The organism is Salinibacterium sp. M195 (assembly GCF_019443965.1).
Classification (GTDB): Bacteria; Actinomycetota; Actinomycetes; order Actinomycetales; family Microbacteriaceae; genus Rhodoglobus.
Map to the genome: position 1 here is coordinate 2,188,665 of NZ_CP040814.1, position 16,641 is coordinate 2,205,305.

16 protein-coding genes are annotated in these 16,641 nt (G+C 58.3%); 6 read left to right on the forward strand and 10 right to left on the reverse strand.

Annotated features, from left to right (window positions below):
* Window positions 1-29: 29 nt before the first annotated feature.
* Entirely contained in the window at window positions 30-2,030 is a 2,001-nt protein-coding gene (locus tag FFT87_RS10475; RefSeq protein ID WP_219948670.1) for a hypothetical protein, read from the reverse strand.
* A 516-nt stretch (window positions 2,031-2,546) separates the two neighbouring features.
* Here FFT87_RS10475 and FFT87_RS10480 point away from each other — a divergent pair.
* The 5 genes from FFT87_RS10480 (at window position 2,547) to FFT87_RS10500 (ending at window position 7,319) form a co-directional block, all read left to right on the forward strand.
* Window positions 2,547-3,863, forward strand: a complete 1,317-nt coding sequence (locus tag FFT87_RS10480; protein ID WP_219948671.1) for a sensor histidine kinase — start codon at window positions 2,547-2,549, stop codon at window positions 3,861-3,863.
* Entirely contained in the window at window positions 3,860-4,546 is a 687-nt protein-coding gene (locus FFT87_RS10485) for a response regulator transcription factor (protein ID WP_219948672.1), read from the forward strand. Before FFT87_RS10480 ends, FFT87_RS10485 begins: the two co-directional genes overlap by 4 nt.
* 159 nt (window positions 4,547-4,705) lie before the next feature.
* Entirely contained in the window at window positions 4,706-5,587 is an 882-nt protein-coding gene (locus tag FFT87_RS10490) for an ABC transporter ATP-binding protein (protein ID WP_219948673.1), read from the forward strand.
* Window positions 5,587-6,693: an ABC transporter permease gene (locus FFT87_RS10495; protein WP_219948674.1), complete on the forward strand. Its 1,107-nt coding sequence runs from the start codon at window positions 5,587-5,589 to the stop codon at window positions 6,691-6,693. The genes FFT87_RS10490 and FFT87_RS10495 overlap by 1 nt, the downstream gene beginning before the upstream one ends.
* A gap of 98 nt (window positions 6,694-6,791) precedes the next feature.
* Window positions 6,792-7,319, forward strand: coding sequence for a hypothetical protein (locus FFT87_RS10500; RefSeq protein ID WP_219948675.1), 528 nt, complete (start codon window positions 6,792-6,794; stop codon window positions 7,317-7,319).
* A gap of 57 nt (window positions 7,320-7,376) precedes the next feature.
* Here FFT87_RS10500 and FFT87_RS10505 read toward each other — a convergent pair whose 3' ends face one another.
* The gene (locus FFT87_RS10505; protein WP_219948676.1) at window positions 7,377-8,567 is read right to left on the reverse strand and encodes a RimK family alpha-L-glutamate ligase; all 1,191 of its coding nucleotides are present in this window, start codon (window positions 8,565-8,567) and stop codon (window positions 7,377-7,379) included.
* Between the two features lie 24 nt (window positions 8,568-8,591).
* Between FFT87_RS10505 and FFT87_RS10510 the strand changes: the two genes are divergently transcribed.
* Window positions 8,592-9,074, forward strand: coding sequence for a RimK/LysX family protein (locus tag FFT87_RS10510; protein WP_255559586.1), 483 nt, complete (start codon window positions 8,592-8,594; stop codon window positions 9,072-9,074).
* A gap of 39 nt (window positions 9,075-9,113) precedes the next feature.
* Here the strand turns inward: FFT87_RS10510 and FFT87_RS10515 are convergent, their stop codons facing one another.
* The 8 genes from FFT87_RS10515 to FFT87_RS10550 all read right to left on the reverse strand — a co-directional run bounded on the left by FFT87_RS10515 (window position 9,114) and on the right by FFT87_RS10550 (window position 16,613).
* The gene (locus tag FFT87_RS10515) at window positions 9,114-9,416 is read right to left on the reverse strand and encodes a hypothetical protein (protein WP_219948677.1); all 303 of its coding nucleotides are present in this window, start codon (window positions 9,414-9,416) and stop codon (window positions 9,114-9,116) included.
* Window positions 9,416-10,639, reverse strand: coding sequence for a TFIIB-type zinc ribbon-containing protein (locus FFT87_RS10520; RefSeq protein WP_255559590.1), 1,224 nt, complete (start codon window positions 10,637-10,639; stop codon window positions 9,416-9,418). The genes FFT87_RS10515 and FFT87_RS10520 overlap by 1 nt, the downstream gene beginning before the upstream one ends.
* Window positions 10,640-10,645: 6 nt before the next feature.
* On the reverse strand, window positions 10,646-11,842 hold the full coding sequence (locus FFT87_RS10525) for an SHOCT domain-containing protein (protein ID WP_219948678.1): 1,197 nt from the start codon (window positions 11,840-11,842) through the stop codon (window positions 10,646-10,648).
* Between the two features lie 149 nt (window positions 11,843-11,991).
* Window positions 11,992-13,158 (reverse strand): ArgE/DapE family deacylase, encoded by a 1,167-nt coding sequence (locus FFT87_RS10530; RefSeq protein ID WP_219948679.1) that lies wholly within the window; start codon window positions 13,156-13,158, stop codon window positions 11,992-11,994.
* On the reverse strand, window positions 13,151-14,290 hold the full coding sequence (locus FFT87_RS10535) for a diaminopropionate ammonia-lyase (protein WP_219948680.1): 1,140 nt from the start codon (window positions 14,288-14,290) through the stop codon (window positions 13,151-13,153). The genes FFT87_RS10530 and FFT87_RS10535 overlap by 8 nt, the downstream gene beginning before the upstream one ends.
* 130 nt (window positions 14,291-14,420) lie before the next feature.
* Window positions 14,421-14,948: a DUF427 domain-containing protein gene (locus FFT87_RS10540; protein WP_219948681.1), complete on the reverse strand. Its 528-nt coding sequence runs from the start codon at window positions 14,946-14,948 to the stop codon at window positions 14,421-14,423.
* A gap of 43 nt (window positions 14,949-14,991) precedes the next feature.
* Window positions 14,992-15,765: a phosphatase PAP2 family protein gene (locus FFT87_RS10545; protein WP_219948682.1), complete on the reverse strand. Its 774-nt coding sequence runs from the start codon at window positions 15,763-15,765 to the stop codon at window positions 14,992-14,994.
* Window positions 15,762-16,613 (reverse strand): PPK2 family polyphosphate kinase, encoded by an 852-nt coding sequence (locus tag FFT87_RS10550; protein WP_219948683.1) that lies wholly within the window; start codon window positions 16,611-16,613, stop codon window positions 15,762-15,764. The genes FFT87_RS10545 and FFT87_RS10550 overlap by 4 nt, the downstream gene beginning before the upstream one ends.
* Window positions 16,614-16,641 lie beyond the last annotated feature (28 nt).

A 16,641-nucleotide genomic window follows, 5' to 3' on the forward strand; every position in this document is an offset into this window, starting at 1 on the left:
TTCCTTTCGTAGACGCCTGGCGGACTCGATCAGAGCTGGACGCGGATACTGTCCGCGTAATGTTGGGCATCTAGCTCGACGACAACCCGCTTACGCGAGTCATCGAACGCTCCGGCAAGCTCGGCACTGCGCAGAAGCACGCGCTCGTGGCCGTGACCAGTATCCACAAGCAGCGCGGCGCCCTCCGCGCTGTACTCCACAGCGGTGACGACACCATCGATTCGGTTATCGCTGCGCGAAACGTTGGGGCGGATACTCGACTCACTCTCCGGACCGCCAGCTAACGGAGTATCGAACCGTGGATGCGCGCCATGCTCGCGCAGGTTGGCTAGGAACTTGTCACTCTCAGGGAACACAGCATCTTGGCTAACAAGTTGAATCGAGCTCGGCGAAGCGACGATAAAAATGCCTTCCTCGTCGAAATTGATTTCCTGTTCCGTAGCCCGCACCATGCGGCCACCGATTGCGCCAAAAGCGCTGAATTTTGCGATTCCCACGGCATGCTCTGGGCTAAGCGGATAGCTAAACTCCAACGGATCGAATGGGCTAATCTGCGCCGACTCTGAGATCGGACGAGGAAGGTGGGGCCCCTCGTAGCTGACATTGGCCACAAGACGGGAATTAGCGAGCAACGGAGACGCCGGATCGAAAACAACCTCACCAGCTTCATCCCTCACGAAGAGATAGATCATATGGCGACCAATCCAGCTAGACGGCTTGATCACCACTTGGTTTCCACCACCGCCTACGGTTGCAGTGCCAGAAGTCGTGACGACCGGCCACGATGCTGGAGCAAAGTTAACCTGGGCTCGCCAACTAATCTCCACCTCGTTGGAGCGAGCGCTAGTGACTATGTAGCGAGCTACACCACCGTCGGCGCCGAACACCGGCGTTTCAGGCGACTTTCCTTCGCTAGCTGTCCAGCTAATTGCGGTGGTTTCCAGCTGGGGATCAGCGTCAACCACAACTGTTGCTGGGAAGGACATCTCCGTGTTGACCTCCGTGACATAGGTCTCATCGAGTTCGCTAAATAGCGTCGTCATGTCGGCGTCCATGGAGGCTTTGAGCCAGGTCCAGCCCTCAAAACTGACTTTCTGATCGATGTCAATGATTTCCTCGACCCGCTTGAATTTGGCCGCAAATTTTGCACCGCCAAGCAAGCCTCCACCTCCGTCACCGGCGTCAGCGTCTGCTACCTCCGGCGCTGGGGCAAAGAGCGCATCAAATACTCGCTGCTGCACTTGGTCGATGAAGGTATTTACCATCTCTTGCCGAATGCTCTCCAATTCGGGTGCCAGTCCGGTACCGATGAAACGAACCTCAACGTCGCCCTCACGCTTCATGCGCTCCCAAGCTGCATCAATCTGCGCACTCGAGCCGAACAAAAAGCCGCTCTTCATTCCCAGTGACGCGGAGAAGTGCGTCCAGATCCTTTCCGCGTGCACCTTTACCTCGGCACCCACAGTGGGCAACATTCGAAGGTACTCATACATCATCTTGACGCCAGCAGGCACGGCGGTCTGCTCGCGTATACCCTGAACCCACTCTTGAGCACCCAACGGAGTCAATTGCATCAGAAACGAATTTGTCCCCCCTGGCGTGCCGATATTTACATCATTGTGGGCGGCATCAGGGGTGCCCGACAGGGGATTAATGAGCACTTGAGCGGTGCCCTTCTGAGTGTTCAGCGGAATGAAGCGAGGGTTGCGGGGCGGACGCGGCCCTACGCCGGCCATCTCCGACAACCACTGCTCTTTCAACGCTGCGAACCCGGCGGCATCATGCTGAACTGCAGAGGTGATGGTGAAGACGGCGGACCCGCCAGTGATCTTGTAGGTTTCGTCTTCTTGCTGACGGAATTGGCTGGCGGCCATCTGATAGCGACCGTTTTGGCCCTTGGCGAGGCTCGGTTGTTTGGCTGTAAACAGGATGACGTCGGGTTCAGTGCTTTGCCAAAGCTTGTAGTTGCCGACGTCCCATTTGACGCCGGACATCGCTACTCCAAGTTCTTTCTGCAGAAATGTACCCATGATTCATCCCTCTCCCCGGCAGCGAAGTTCGCCGCATTGTTATCGAATCTGCGCCCAATGACCCCACAGCGGCATGAAGTCGTTGCCGTAACGGCTCGTACGCGGGCGTTCTCTAACCGATGATTTTTGTGATCTGACGTACCCGTGAAGTTCACGACGAAACTCAGATCTAATCCCGTAACCCTGAGCTGACGGGAAGGAGTGCGCAGGCGTGCGAAGTCGAGAAACATCCCGGGGTAGATGCACAGAAATATTCACGATGATGGGCAAGGCTTGGCCGAGCTTCATGCGAGTCGTTTTCAGTCTCAGCATTGTCGGACCAACCTTTCGCGTATGCGGTCAAGGATGGAGCACGTGTCGACAACCTTGGCTGCAACGGAAAAACGACGATACTCTCCCCTCGGCTTTATATCTAGGGATTGCGGCGTGGCGCGCTTGATTTTTGATCATTATTGTGCAGGTGCTGGCATGTAATTTCTCGCCAGCGTCGATCGCTGTGCCGAGTACTCTGACTACATGCTTGATGTTGCCCCTGCCGAACGTGTTGCCGCCGGCATCAATCGGTGGGACGTAGTTCTTGCCGTTGGCCTTTTCGCCGGAACACTTCTCAGCACCGTTCTCACCCGAATCGCTGGCCTCGTCGACGAGGTTGCCGATCCCGTGATCACGCTGCTCTGGGCAACCGCGATCACAGTACCGTTGATCTTTCGGCGCCGGCAGCCACTTCTAGTCGCGATCATCATTTCTGTGGTGTTCATTGTCGGCGCCACACTGCACGTGCCCGAGGTAACGTTCAGCAACATCGCGCTGTTCATCGCGATCTACTCGCTCGGGGTATGGGAAAGCCGGCGTCGCGTCGCCACGATGGCTCGCACGACGATCATCGTGGTCATGTTCGTCTGGCTGTCGATTGCACTCTTTCAAATCACGACGGATCCCGATGCGCTCAGCGGGTTGTCGCGGGCTGGGGCGTTTTCTCCTCTGCTGGCCTATCTCCTCATCCAGTTTGTGACGAATGTGCTCTACTTTGGGGCTGCATACTACTTCGGAGAGCGGGCCCATGTATCGCGGCTCGAGCGGACAGCATTGCGACAGCGTTCAGTGGAGCTGGTGCGGGAACGTGAATTGATCGCGGCGCAGGCCGTCACTATCGAACGTCTGCGGATCGCTCGCGAGCTGCACGACGTGGTTGCCCACCACGTGTCGATCATGGGGGTGCAAGCTGCGGCAGCACGTACTCTGATTTCACGTGATCCTGACGCCGCGTCCGAATCCCTCAAGGCTGTCGAGACCGGATCCCGCCAAGCAATCGATGAAATGCACCGACTCTTAGTGGCACTTCGCGAGCCTGACGCTCGTGAAACTGACAGCGCAGCAGCCTCCACTTTGGGCGTTCACAATTTGCACGAGCTTGTTGCCGAGAGTCAAGCTGCAGGACTTCCCACGCGCTTCGAAGAGATCGGAGACCGGCGTGCGATAACGGCGTCAACCTCGATCGCGCTCTATCGCATCGCGCAAGAAGCGCTCACCAACGCCCGCAAGCACGCGGGGCCGACTGGCACTGCTGACGTGCGGTTGCGGTGGAGCCACGAGAGCGTCGAGATTGAGATTGGCAACTCTGGCCGCGCTCCGAACAAACGACCTACGACTGGACTGGGGCTCATCGGCATGAATGAACGAGTGAACGCTGTTGGCGGTGCGCTCGAACTTCGTGCTCGCTCGCGGGGCGGCTATCTGGTGCGTGCTGAATTGCCGCTGCGCACGGGCAATTTCTCCAGCACCGATCCCTTCCCCACGTCATCGCAGCGTGAAAGCGCAGGCTTCCCCTCATGAGCGCTTCACCAATCCGAGTCCTACTCGCCGACGACCACGAATTAGTGCGCGCCGGCTTTCGCGTGATCCTTAGCGCGCAGCCCGACTTGGAAATAATTGGTGAGGCACGTAACGGTCGCGAAGCCGTCGACCTAGCCGCCGAACTTCATCCCGATGTGATCTGCATGGACATCCAAATGCCCGACCTCAACGGGATTGACGCGACGCGGATGATCGTTGCCGACCCTGAGGCTCGTGCCGCAGTTCTCATCCTCACCACCTTCGACAACGAAGAGCACCTCTTTGACGCTCTCGACGCCGGCGCGAGCGGGTTCCTGCTCAAGAACTCCTCGCCCGACGATTTGGCTGCAGCAATTCGCACCCTCGCCAGTGGCGATGCGCTGCTCTCGCCCGCCGTCACCCGGCGGGTACTTCAACGGGTAACCCGCGCTGCTCGCCAGGCACCCCGTCAGACGGATGCCGCAACGACCGCTGAACTCACCACTCGAGAACGCGAAGTGCTCGTTCTCGTTGCCGAGGGCCTCTCAAACGCCGAAATCGCCAGTGCGCTGTTCGTCGGCGAGGCGACGGTAAAGACCCATGTTTCCAAAGTCCTTCAGAAATTGACGCTGCGTGACCGCATCCAAGCCATTGTCTTCGCCTATGAGAATGGCGTCGTTGTGCCCAGCAGCAACCGGGACTAGCCCGCGCACACTTCGCCCACGCATGCCAGACCAGATCTCTCACGGCGTCACTCCCCCGTGAGACGGAGGGCACAAACCCGCCTGCAGACTGATCTCTCTGAACGCAATCAGCCGTAGCGTTGTTCTCAGAGAGATTCTTTGCGAACGAAGGCGGTATTCGTGCTCCAACTCGACAACATCACCAAGAGCTTTGGGGCGCGACCAGCGCTCGACGGAGTGAGCTTTGCCGTGCGTGACAGCCGCATGACCGGGTTCGTCGGAGGAAACGGTGCCGGAAAAACAACCACAATGCGCATCCTGCTTGGCGTTCTCAATTCGGATGCCGGAGAGATCCACCTCGACGGCGAACCGCTCGGCGCAGAACAACGGCGTCGCTTCGGCTACATGCCCGAGGAACGTGGGCTGTACCCAAAGATGAAGGTGCGGGAGCAACTCGTTTATCTCGCCCGACTTCACGGATTCACGTCGGCCGCCGCCGGCCGCAACGCCGACAGTCTGCTTGAGGAGCTTGGTCTCGGCGAGCGTCGTGACTCCACCCTCGAGAGCCTCTCCCTCGGAAACCAACAGCGCGCCCAGATCGCCGCCTCACTCGTGCATGATCCAGAAGTGCTCGTGCTCGACGAGCCATTCTCGGGGCTTGATCCTCTCGCAGTCGATACCGTGGTTGACGCACTCAAGCAGCGAGCGGCAGCCGGCGCATCTGTGCTGTTCTCCTCCCACCAACTCGAAATCGTTGAGCGGCTGTGTGACGACCTCGTAATCATTGCCGAGGGCACTATTCGCGCCTCTGGTGAGCGCGAAGCTCTCCGCGCACAACACTCGGCACCGCGCTATGCGATCGTGTGCAGCAGCGATCTGGGCTGGCTCCGCGCCGAACCAGACATCACCGTGGTCGAGTTTGACGGCGGCCACGCCACCTTCGATGCCGTCGAGCCCGCCGCGGCGCAGCGAGTATTGCGACGCGCTGTCGCCGACGGAGACGTCACGTCATTCAGCCCTCAGCGCGCATCCCTCGCCCAAATTTTTCGAGAGGTCATCTAATGAACGCCAAGACCACAGCTCACCGCTCCCCCAGCTTCACCCACTCTGTCTCGCTCGTAGCAGAACGAGAAATTACCACGCGACTGCGTTCCAAAAGCTTCCTCATCACCACCGGCATCCTGCTCCTCCTCGTTCTCGGCGGGGTAATCGCTGGCGGAATCATGTCGAAAAGCGTCTCGACTACGCCGGTCGCCGTTGTCAGTTCGCTGTCGTCTGAGCTGACCAACATCGGCGGGCTCGAGATTACTGAGGTCGAGAACCGTGCAGAGGCTGAAGCCCTCGTTAGCGAAGGAACCGTGGATGCTGCGGTCGTTCCGTCTGCGGAAGGCTCCACGATTCCCGTCACGGTCATCGCTGAAAGCGAAGCACCGTCCTCGCTCATGCAGGGGCTCAGCGTGAGCCCAGAACTTGTATTACTCGATCCGAGCGATACAAGTTTTCTGCTGAGCTACCTCGCTGCCTTCGGCTTCGGTATCATCTTCTTCGCCTCGGGCATGACCTTCGGTCCGATGATCGCTCAGAGCGTTGTTGAAGAAAAGCAGACCCGCATCGTTGAGATTCTTATGTCGGCAGTACCGGTTTCAGCGCTCATGGCCGGAAAGGTCATCGGCAACTCACTACTGGCGTTCGCTCAGATCATCGCGATCGCGGTACTCGCGATTGTGGGCCTTTCCGTCACTGGCCAGGCGGAGCTGCTGGCACTCTTGGGCGCGCCACTGCTCTGGTTTGTCGGGTTCTTCATCATCGGTTTCATCCTTCTCGCAGCCCTATTCGCCGCAGTCGGGGCGATGGTGTCTCGCCAAGAAGATTTGGGAACAACGATGACTCCCGTGACGATGCTCATCATGTTGCCGTACTTCGCGATCATCTTCCTTCACGACAATCCCGTTGCCCTCGCCGTAATGTCGTACGTCCCGTTCTCCGCTCCAGTCGGCATGCCGATGCGCCTCTTCTTGGGGACCGCAGTCTGGTGGGAGCCATTGATCTCCCTCGCACTTCTCGCCATCACGGCCGCGCTCGCCATTCTTCTTGGCGCCCGTATCTACAACAATTCGCTGCTGAAGGTGGGAAGCCGAGTTAGCTGGGCTCAGGCCATCAAAGGCTAGATACCCCTGCGGACTCACGGCGCGGGATGCGTCGCCGCGCTTGCCCGTCGACGATGCGGCTTATTGTTTCCTCCCCACCGCTGTCGTAATGTTTCCTCATGATCATCTGGCTCAATGGCCCGTTTGGCGTCGGCAAGACTGCGACTGTGGTCGAGCTGCTCACCCTCCGCCCAGAAGCAGTCGTCTTCGATACCGAAGCAATCGGATTCATGTTGAGGGACGCTCTCGGTCACGCACTTCCGGCCGGCGATTTTCAGGAGCTCCGCCCGTGGCGACGCTTGACAATAGCGGCGCTCGGCGAGATCGCAGACTTCCTCGAGCGCGATGTGATTGTTCCGCAGTCAGTGCTGGTTGAACGACATTGGGATGAGATCCAATCCGGGCTTGTCAACTCCCGTCTCGACTGCGTCGCGGTGACGTTGCATGCCGAGAAAAGGGAACTCGAGCGGCGAATCGACAGCGACACGATCCAGAGCAGCGCGCGGCAATGGCGACTCGATCATCGTGAACACTACAAGATGGCGCTTCCGTGGCTTCGAGCCAAGACGGCCGTAATTGATACAACCAATCGCACGCCTGAGACGGTTGCTCGACTCGTCACCGAGATAGCCGATTCACGGCGGTAGTGCACAACTAGAGTCTCGCTCCGCGCCTGGGCCTCCACGCTCTAGTCCTCCACGCGTCTAGCCCTCAACGACGGGCTGCGGCGGCAGTTTCCGCACTTTCGCCCGACGACGACGGCGCGCGGGGATCATCGCGCGCATCTCTTCAAGCTTGCCAAAGCACAGAAGCCGATCATTGGCTTCGAGCACAGTGCTGCGGCGAGGGTTGGGCACAACGTTAGAGCCCCGGTGCAAGGTCAGCACGGTGATGTCTTTTTCGCCGAGACCCGATTCGCCGAGCTGTTTGCCCACGAATTCCGCGTCACTGTGCACAACGATTTCGGCGACGCCATACCCCGTCGACACGCTGAGACGTTGGCGCACATCGATCTCCGGGAACGCCACCTGGTTGGCGATGTAGTCGATGATCGCACCTGCGACATCCAGCCCCGTTGCACGCTCGATACCTTCAAGGCCTGGTGACGAATTGACCTCCATCACGAGGGGGCCCTCGTTGCCTTCGAGCATGTCGACACCGGCAACACGCAACCCCATGATTTGAGCAGCCTTGACCGCCGCACGGTGATACTCAGGCGTAAGCTCGACAGCTTCGACATTGCCCCCGCGGTGCACGTTCGACCGGAACTCGTCCCCCACTGCTACTCGACGCATTGCCGCCACAACGCGGTCGCCGACGACGAGGGCACGAATGTCGCGGCCCTTGCTCTCAGAAATGAAACTCTGAATCAACACGTTCTGTTTCGTCGAATGCAACGTCTCGATGATCGCCTTCGCCACTTGGGTGTCCGGGGCCAAGATCACGCCGATGCCCTGCGTACCTTCGAGCAACTTGATGACGACGGGTGCACCGCCGACGCGCTCGATGGCCATCTCGACATCCGCTCGGTTGTGCACAAAGGTGGTCGCCGGCATGGCGATATCGTGACGAGAAAGAATTTGGGTGGCGCGCAACTTGTCGCGCGAATTAGTGATCCCGCTCGAGGTGTTCGGCGTGTAGACATCCATCTGCTCAAATTGACGAACAACAGCAGTGCCGAAGTAGGTGATGGAGTTGCCAATCCGCGGCAGGATGGCGTCGTAGTCCGAGAGCAACTTGCCGCGATACTGCAGGTCTGGTTCGTCGCCCGTGAGATCAATAGCGAAGCGCAGGGTATTCAGAATCCTGACCTGATGCCCTCGTTCTTGGGCAGCCGCTTGCAGTCGAATTGTGGAATACGCCTGCGGGGCGCGCGAGAGAATAGCAAGTTTCATCGGAGGTCCTGCCAAGATAGGGGGGTGATAGAACCTACCCATTCAAACACTATTGTGGGCTGGCGTGAATGGGTCGCCCTCCCGAGCATCGGCGTGCCGTGGATCAAAGCAAAGATCGATAGCGGCGCTCAGAGCTCGGCCCTGCACGCCGACCACATCGAAGAATTTGTGGGCGCTGACGGCAGCGAATGGGTTCGTTTTCACGTAAAGCGCTGGCAGAGCTCGGATGCGGATTCGGTCGTCGTCGAACGCGTCATTCACGACCGCCGTGCAGTGCGCAGTTCATCAGGCCACAGTGAAGATCGCATCGTCGTGACCATCGATGTTGAGCTTGCCGGTCGCACGGTTGTTGCCGAAACTAGCCTCACCAATCGTGACGAGATGGGATTCCGGATGCTCATTGGCCGCGAAGCTCTGAGCCAGGGCTTTCTTGTCGACTCCGCCAAGTCGTTTCTCGGCGGGCGAGCCCCTCGTGACATTCGTCGACGCAATCGGGGACGTCGCTGAGCCGTGCTGCGCGCCCAGACCTGATCAGATCAGATCAGATCAGAAGAATTTTCGTCGAGCACCACGGACGACGTTGTTGTTTGCCCCGGCGATCTTGCTATTAGTGAGCCCAGTCTTTGAGACGACGAAGTCGTTAGTCTCCTGCATGTTGAACATGGCCGACTCCGTTTCAGACTCGTGCTTGTGCCGTTTGTCGACGTTCCGGTATCGCAGATAAATCGCCGCATAGAAGATGAAGCCGGAGAGCAAGAAAACGAGTCCGAAGCCGCGAGATCCCTCATCAGACGAACTGGCAGCGATTAACTGGCCGCTTGCCGTCATCCACGCAAAATGTGTCAACATCAGATCCCCACCGCCACGAGCACCAGGCCGATAACAGTACCGACAAGCTGCACAACTCCTGCTACGAGCAACAATTTGCTCTGGTGCAAGGGGACGCTTCCCATCGTCTCTCCCGTTCGGGCGTTCACAGCGACATAGTGCAGGAACGTTTTTCCACTCGAATTTCGCTGCTGGTAGCTATAGAGCCAGACCGGCAGATAGGCCGAGACCCAGCGTTGACCGCGCACATCAACTTCTTCGGCTGTCCACCGCACTCCACGGTCATAGAACGCGAGAGAGTCATTCACGCGATGACGCGTGATGTCCTCGGCCTGAGTATGGGCGATCGGAGATAGTTGATCGAGGTTGCTGTCACGACGTTCTGAAGTAAATCCTGCGAGATAGTTGGAGTCGTATCGAACAGAGTTTTCGACGTCGAACGGCATGATCGTGTTGATGATGTTGTTCGAGTTCTGCGACGTGTTCTGATCGAGACGATCACTTGACGATTCCACTGTGAGGTCGTTCACCTGGATGTCGAACTCTCGCACCACGTTAAAGAGGTCAGCGTCGTAGCGTTGCTCCTGTTTGTCGCCGACCTTGACGGTGTACGAGCGAGTTTGGTGCTCGCCTTCTCCCGTCATGCGGGCGTGAGCATTGATATCGACGACCATGTACGGCAGATACACGCCCATCACGTTTTCGGCATTGAACTCTGCCCTAAATTTCGGATGCGCGAAGAACTTGCGCTTGCCCACGAAGCTGGCGATCTTCTCTACTGCCGTCGATTTTTCGACTGTGAAGGGCAGAATCATGTCGGGAACGGCGCCGTTGGGAACCTGCTGGTTCATCGACAGGGTGTTGCGGCACCAATGGCAGCGAGCCTGAGTGCTGTTATTGGTGTCGATGACGACCTCAGCACCACAGGCGCTGCACTTGAAGGTAAGAATTTCCTCGGTAGACGGGACGATATCGCTCGAGCCCGATCCGACCAGAATCCCGCTGAGTTTACTGATGTCGCCGTTGAGGTTGAAGGCCTCGATCGCGTTGTCGGTCGCCCATTCGAACCGACAAAATCCGCAGCGCAGATTTCCGGTGGCCACGTTGAGCGAGATCTCGGTGGCACCACACCGGGCACACTTGGCAAGTCCGTCCTGTGCCCCGTCATCGGTGCGGAATACGTTCGGCGCATCTTCAGTACTCGTCGCGGGTTGAGCCTCTGGCTCAACATCGTCTGTCGGCATGACCGACTACAGTCCGAGAACTTTAGCTTTAGCTGCTTCGTAGTCGGCTTCGGTGATCAGTCCCTGATCAAGCATTGTTTTGAACTGCTGCAACTTCGCCATCGGGTCATCAGCTGCTGGCGTAGCGGCCGGTGCCGCGGCGGGCTGCTGGGGTGCTGCGTTGGGTTGCTGGAATCCTGCCGCAGCGCCACCGGCCGCATTCATTCCCATCCCGAGGAACGCCATGCCTGCACCTCCCCCGCCACCACCTTCGTTTGATCCGGCAGCTTCGAAGCCACGTGCAGCAGCTTGCTGCATGAACGAGTTTCCGCGGGCACCGCCGAGAGCATCCGCCTTCTTGACGTCGCTGAGCAGAGCGCGAGTGTCTTCGTCATATTCGATGGACTGAAGAGCGACTTTTTCGATGGTGAGTCCGCGGTCTCTGGTCCACTGGTAGCCATCGTCGACTGCGGCGCTGAGCGACTGAGCAAACCCAATAGCGTCGCTTTGGATGCGCGCGATGCGGTTTCCCTTGCTGGGGTCATTTGTGTAATACGAAAAGGCTGCGGCAAGGGAGCCGACGACTTCATTGAAGAGCTGGCTTGCGGCGTCATTATCGAGATCGGAGAAGTCGAAGACTTTGGGTGACTGGCCAAGGTACGTGAGGGGAACGAAATTCTTCACCAAAAGGATGGGGTCAACGATCTTGAGGGAGTAGCTTCCGCGAGTGATGGCACCAACTTGCGCACCGAGGTACGCGTCATCCCAGTAGATCTCTGACTGCGTGCCGAACTTGTTGTTGGGGATCTCTTTGAGATTGACATAGAACGCGAGCTGCTGTGAACCAGGCTGGCCGCCGAACTTGAAGCGTTCCCACGAGGTCTTTAGCGTGGAGCTGATGATCCCGTCGCCGGCGAAGAATGACTCGGCGTTCTGATCTTCAGAGGTGAAGATGAACCCTCCGGGTTCACCAACAAAACCGGTGAGTTGTCCGTCTTGAAACGTCACCAGTCCATAGCCCTCAGGCACGACAATTCGGCTGCCGTTGGTGATGATGTGCTCGGAGCCCTGCGTATTTGAGCCACGACCGGCGTTTGTGCCCTGTGCTACCGCCGGGAAGATTGCTGCGGTAGGAGCTAGTTGAGCAGGCGGGGTGAGGAAGTCCTTCCACTGGTCTGCGAAAGTTCCTCCGATTGCCCCTGCGAAAGCTTTAATGAATCCCATCCGTCTTATCCCATCGACTCGTTGCTGGGTCGGCCACAGATGACGGAGTTCGCGCGGGCGCTAGGTGCAGGCCCTCTAAAACCCGTTAGTGCATGAGTGAACGACAATCTCTCAGCATGCTAGCGGGTAACAGAGTGCACTGTCGCGCGTTAAGCGAGATCCCTCAACTTTGAGATCGAGTGGGTAACCACTTCTTCCAGAATGCTGGTGAGTAAGACGAGAGAATCGATCGTCACCCACTCCTCAGCGGCGTGGGCTCCGCCGCCGTCGACCCCAAAGAGCACTGTAGGAATCCCCGCGTCAGCCAATAGAGCGCAGTCGGTCCAAAACGCTTCGCCTCGCACCGTGGGCGTAGTGCCGCTGTGATGTTCAGCTGCCGCGATAAGGGAGGCCACGATGGCCTCGTGAGGATCGACACTAAACGGGTTGCGTTCAAGCCCAGCATGCACGCTGTAGATGAATTCAGGGTCATCCGCCGCTATCGAATCGAGAATAGCGCGCAGCTCAGTCTCGACCGTGGCTGCCGTCTCGCCGGGAAGGGTGCGACGTTCCAGGGCGATTCTGCATGACGCCGGATAGCTCGATTGTTCCTCGCCGCCGCTGATGACAGAGGCGTGGATGTTGGCCGTCCCGAGCATCCGATGGGGAGTTCGCTTCGCTAGTTCGCGATCGTGCTGGCCGAGCGCGGTGAGGAATGCGCCGGCTTTGACGATCGCGTCGATGCCAAGGTCGCGACGGGATCCGTGTGCTGCACGCCCGTGAATGGTGATGTCAAACCACGCGAACCCTCGGTGAGCGGTGACGATGTCGAGACCGCTTGGTTCGACGACAACAGCACAGTCCGCACTGTAGTGACGGAGCACTTCCTCGGTTCCTGCACTGGCAAATTCCTCGTCGGCGACGAGTGCGAGGATGATATCTCCGGCATGAGGCCGAGCGGCAACCTTGCTTGCCGCCACCATGATCGCGGCCACCCCCGATTTCATGTCGTAGGCGCCGCGGCCATAGATATTGCCATCCCGGTGTCGGGGCACGAGTCCGTCACCGTCGTAACTGCCCAACGACACCGTGTCGAGGTGTCCATTGAGCATGATGCTGCGCCCAGTACCCGTGCCTCTGCTTATCGCAACGATTGAAGGGCGGCCCGATGTTTCTTCAAGTCGATGACATTCGAAGCCATGCGAAGTGAGCCATGCCGTTGCATAGTCTGCGATGCGCGACTCGCCCGGCGCCCCGGAAACTAGACCGGGGTTAGAAGAATCGATTCGGATGAGGTCTTCGAGCACCGTGATAACCGAGTCGTGGTCTTCAAGCATTTGCAACGAGCCCTTTCGGGTTTGCGGCGCGGCCCTCAGTGCTCAGCAACACAATGACTGCGTCGGCTGCGACACTGAGCGCGGCTCGACGATCGGCATCGGCGAGCACGGCGTGAGCACCCGCGAGGGTTGAAGCACCACAGGGCCCAGAATCGACGCCGTTCTGTGCCAGCTCGTGGACCGCAGCGAAAGCTTGCCTATCGGAGATGGTGACGGATGAGTCAAGCCCTGCCTGCAGAATCGGCCACGCAATCTCTGAAACAGTGCCGCAGTTGAGGCCCGTCATTATCGTGTCTGCTGTGGACACAGAGGTCAGCTGTCCGGCGTTTAGCGAGGTGGTTACCGATGAGGCGGTTTCTGGTTCGACCGAAAGCACTGCAGGGGCGTTCTCGGTGGAACGATAGTGCGCGACGACAGCTTGTGCGAATGATCCGACTCCGGAGGGAGCCACGACGAGATCGATGTGGTCGATTCCCATCTCACGCAGTTGATCGTCAACTTCGGCGAACATTGTGTCGTAGCCGTCAACAATCGCTTGGGGAATGTCTGTGTATCCGCTCCACGCTGTGTCTTGGATCAGCACGACGTCGCCGACAGACGCACTTTTGGCGTGCTGCACCACATCGTCATAGGGCAGGTCAAGCACAACCAATGTTGCGCCCTCCCCCACGATTGCATCCTTAGCCGCTTGAGAGACTCCGTCGGGAACATAGATGGTGGCAGGCAGCCCGAGCAAGTTCGCGACGTGCGCTACGGCGCGGCCGTGGTTGCCATCCGTTGCGGCGGCAAGGGAAAGCGGGGAGGAAGACCCTAACCGATCGCGCAACTCCTCGAGCTGAAGAGCGACTCCAGGAACATCCAATCGAGCGGAAAGAGCGCGTGAGATTGCATACGAAGCCCCCAATATCTTGAATGCTGGCAACCCGAGCCGCTGCGACTCATCTTTCACGAACACAAACCCGACGTTCAGCATCGCCGCGATCTCGGGAACGGAGACAAGCGGAGTAGGGGCATAGCCGGGCAGCGAACGATGAAACTCACGAATTGTCGAACCTAATGGCTTCATGCGCCACAAACGCGCCGCCGCATTCAGATACCACCCTGCTGTGGAGTCCACTGGGTTCACAGTCATTGTCGTCTTTCCCTCGCTAGAAGCACCGGAGCGATTCGGGCATTAGCCCACATGCAGACTTCATCGTCTCGCATGTGCACAAGTGAGCGATAGGGGTGTTTGCCACAGGGACTGGCAATGTGGCGAAGCGTCACCAACCAGCGGTACCCGGTCCGCCTTTGAACGGGCCGACAATACTCGACGTGATCCAGCCACCATAGAAATCGCCGGCCTGGGTTGTCACTTGCTCGCCGTCAATTTCGCAAGAATCCATTTGGCTCGGATACAGCGCGACGCGGGTTTCCAACGATTCGAAGCCGCGCGTTGGGGTGGCGTAGGTCCACGCAGCGCGTGCCGCCACCACTCCCTCGGCAACAACATCGAAGTACTGCGCTTCTCCCTTGAACTCGCAAAACGTGGTGCCCTCGACTGGCATGAGCACTCCGCTGGGGAATGCCGCGATGGGTACGTAATATACGGGCGGATGACTCGTCTCAAGAACTCTTACGGCATCCGTAGTGTCAACGATCACGGTGCCTCCGAGTTTCACGACAACGCGTTCGTGACGTGGCTCAGCTCGTGGCGGCCGAGGATAATCCCACACTGACTCCTGACCCACTTTCGGCACAATCGGCTTGGGGCGGCGGTGTGATCGAGAATAACCGGGAGCGGGATTCATATACTCATCCTGCAACGGCACGCTGGGATGCTGCTGCGAGCTTTTACTCGGGCACTCGCCGGTGAGAACCGGGAATGACTCGCGCTGTTCGATACGTGTCGACGGCAATCACTGTGCCGAGAATGACCAGCGAGAGTGCCATCGAGGCGAGAACATCGCTGGTCCAGTGGTAGCCCAAATAGAGGCGACTGAGGGCGGTGGCGATCACGAGAAGCGCTGCTACCAGATAAGACATTGCCGCCAATCGGGGATTATTGCGCCGCGAAAACACTAAGAAAGTCAGGATGAGAAAGAAGTCGGCAACCCCAAGAACGTGTCCAGAGGGGAACGAGAATGTCATGTCTGGGCCATACAACATGAGGTCCTCAGGCGGCCGGCTTCTTCCGACAACGCGTGTGATGATCTGCACGATGATCACACCGGTCAAAGTGCCTGCTGCCAGAAGAAACGGTCGCCATGAGCGGTCAGACCTGACACCCCAAATAATCACCACAGCCAGCACGATGATGGGGAGCGCAATGGGCCCAAACATCTCTGTGAAGACGATCATCGCAACCGTCAATATCGCTGTCTGTCGCTCCTCAAGCCACTGCTGAATCGCGGTGTCCATAGCGGTAAGAACGTCCGGCTGAAGCACAGACCACCACAGGACCAAGAGGCTGGTGACACCAACGAAAATCAGGGAGGCCGCAATCACATAGAGCCGCACCTTTGTGGCGGCAGGCACCGTTCGTTCGTCAACAAAGAGCCTTCTACGAAGGCGGGAGCGCCGCGTATCCGTTGATGATGAGCCTGAACTGCTCGTGGTGGTATTCATGCGTGCGCAACCCGCCCGCGTTCCTCGTCGAGGTCGTACTCCGGGCGAGGCCACTTCATATCCAACTCCTTGAGTTTGCTCATGATGATTTCTTGTGCGGCAAGGCGGGCATACCATTTGTGATTTGCCGGGATCACATACCAGGGCGCTTCAGCCGTGGATGTTCGCTCTAGAGCGATTTGGTAGGCGTCTTGGAGTGCTGTCCAACGCTCGCGGTCGTCGACGTCGCTTGGGTTATATTTCCACAACTTTGACTTGCGGTGAAGCCTGGCGACTAGCCGCTTTTTCTGCTGTTTTTCACCGATCTGAAGCATCAGTTTGACAATCACCGTGCCGTTATCGATGGCCTCCTGCTCAAAGGCGATGATTGTGTCATAACGCGCTTCGATGGTGTCTGGGTCAGCAAGGTTCTGAACCCGTGCGGCGAGAACATCTTCGTAGTGTGAACGGTCGAAGACACTAACCATTCCCGGTTCGGGAAGATGTTTACGTATTCTCCAGAGAAAATCGTGACGTAATTCCTCGTCAGTCGGTGCCGTAAAGCCGTGAACGACTACTCCTGACGAGTTCATGGCCGAGAGCGCATGTTTCACAATGCCTCCTTTGCCGGAGGAGTCCATACCTTGCAAGACGATCAACAGTGATCGTTTGCCGCCTACGGTGCTGTCGGCGAAAAGCTTGCCTTGGAGTCTCGCTAGCGCACGTCGGTTTTTGCGGAGCAGTGCCGTTCCCGATTCTTTTGTGGCAACAATTCCGGGAGTTGCTTGTGGGTCCACTTCGGCAAGCCGGAAGCCCTTGTCAACCCGAAGTAGCTCGCTTGGCTTGCCAGACCACTCAGATTTTTTCATAGGAGATAGTAACTCTTTGATGCGCTCG

What these genes read in the sequence shown, in the direction of transcription:
- FFT87_RS10495 (WP_219948674.1), top strand. Translation starts at nt 5,587, where the DNA reads ATGAACGCCAAGACCACAGCTCACCGCTCCCCCAGCTTCACCCACTCT.
- FFT87_RS10480 (WP_219948671.1), top strand. Translation starts at nt 2,547, where the DNA reads ATGCTTGATGTTGCCCCTGCCGAACGTGTTGCCGCCGGCATCAATCGG.
- FFT87_RS10505 (WP_219948676.1), bottom strand. Translation starts at nt 8,567, where the DNA reads ATGAAACTTGCTATTCTCTCGCGCGCCCCGCAGGCGTATTCCACAATT.
- FFT87_RS10550 (WP_219948683.1), bottom strand. Translation starts at nt 16,613, where the DNA reads ATGAAAAAATCTGAGTGGTCTGGCAAGCCAAGCGAGCTACTTCGGGTT.
- FFT87_RS10485 (WP_219948672.1), top strand. Translation starts at nt 3,860, where the DNA reads ATGAGCGCTTCACCAATCCGAGTCCTACTCGCCGACGACCACGAATTA.
- FFT87_RS10525 (WP_219948678.1), bottom strand. Translation starts at nt 11,842, where the DNA reads ATGGGATTCATTAAAGCTTTCGCAGGGGCAATCGGAGGAACTTTCGCA.
- FFT87_RS10535 (WP_219948680.1), bottom strand. Translation starts at nt 14,290, where the DNA reads ATGACTGTGAACCCAGTGGACTCCACAGCAGGGTGGTATCTGAATGCG.
- FFT87_RS10520 (WP_255559590.1), bottom strand. Translation starts at nt 10,639, where the DNA reads ATGCCGACAGACGATGTTGAGCCAGAGGCTCAACCCGCGACGAGTACT.
- FFT87_RS10500 (WP_219948675.1), top strand. Translation starts at nt 6,792, where the DNA reads ATGATCATCTGGCTCAATGGCCCGTTTGGCGTCGGCAAGACTGCGACT.
- FFT87_RS10475 (WP_219948670.1), bottom strand. Translation starts at nt 2,030, where the DNA reads ATGGGTACATTTCTGCAGAAAGAACTTGGAGTAGCGATGTCCGGCGTC.
- FFT87_RS10545 (WP_219948682.1), bottom strand. Translation starts at nt 15,765, where the DNA reads ATGAATACCACCACGAGCAGTTCAGGCTCATCATCAACGGATACGCGG.
- FFT87_RS10515 (WP_219948677.1), bottom strand. Translation starts at nt 9,416, where the DNA reads ATGTTGACACATTTTGCGTGGATGACGGCAAGCGGCCAGTTAATCGCT.
- FFT87_RS10530 (WP_219948679.1), bottom strand. Translation starts at nt 13,158, where the DNA reads ATGCTTGAAGACCACGACTCGGTTATCACGGTGCTCGAAGACCTCATC.
- FFT87_RS10540 (WP_219948681.1), bottom strand. Translation starts at nt 14,948, where the DNA reads ATGAATCCCGCTCCCGGTTATTCTCGATCACACCGCCGCCCCAAGCCG.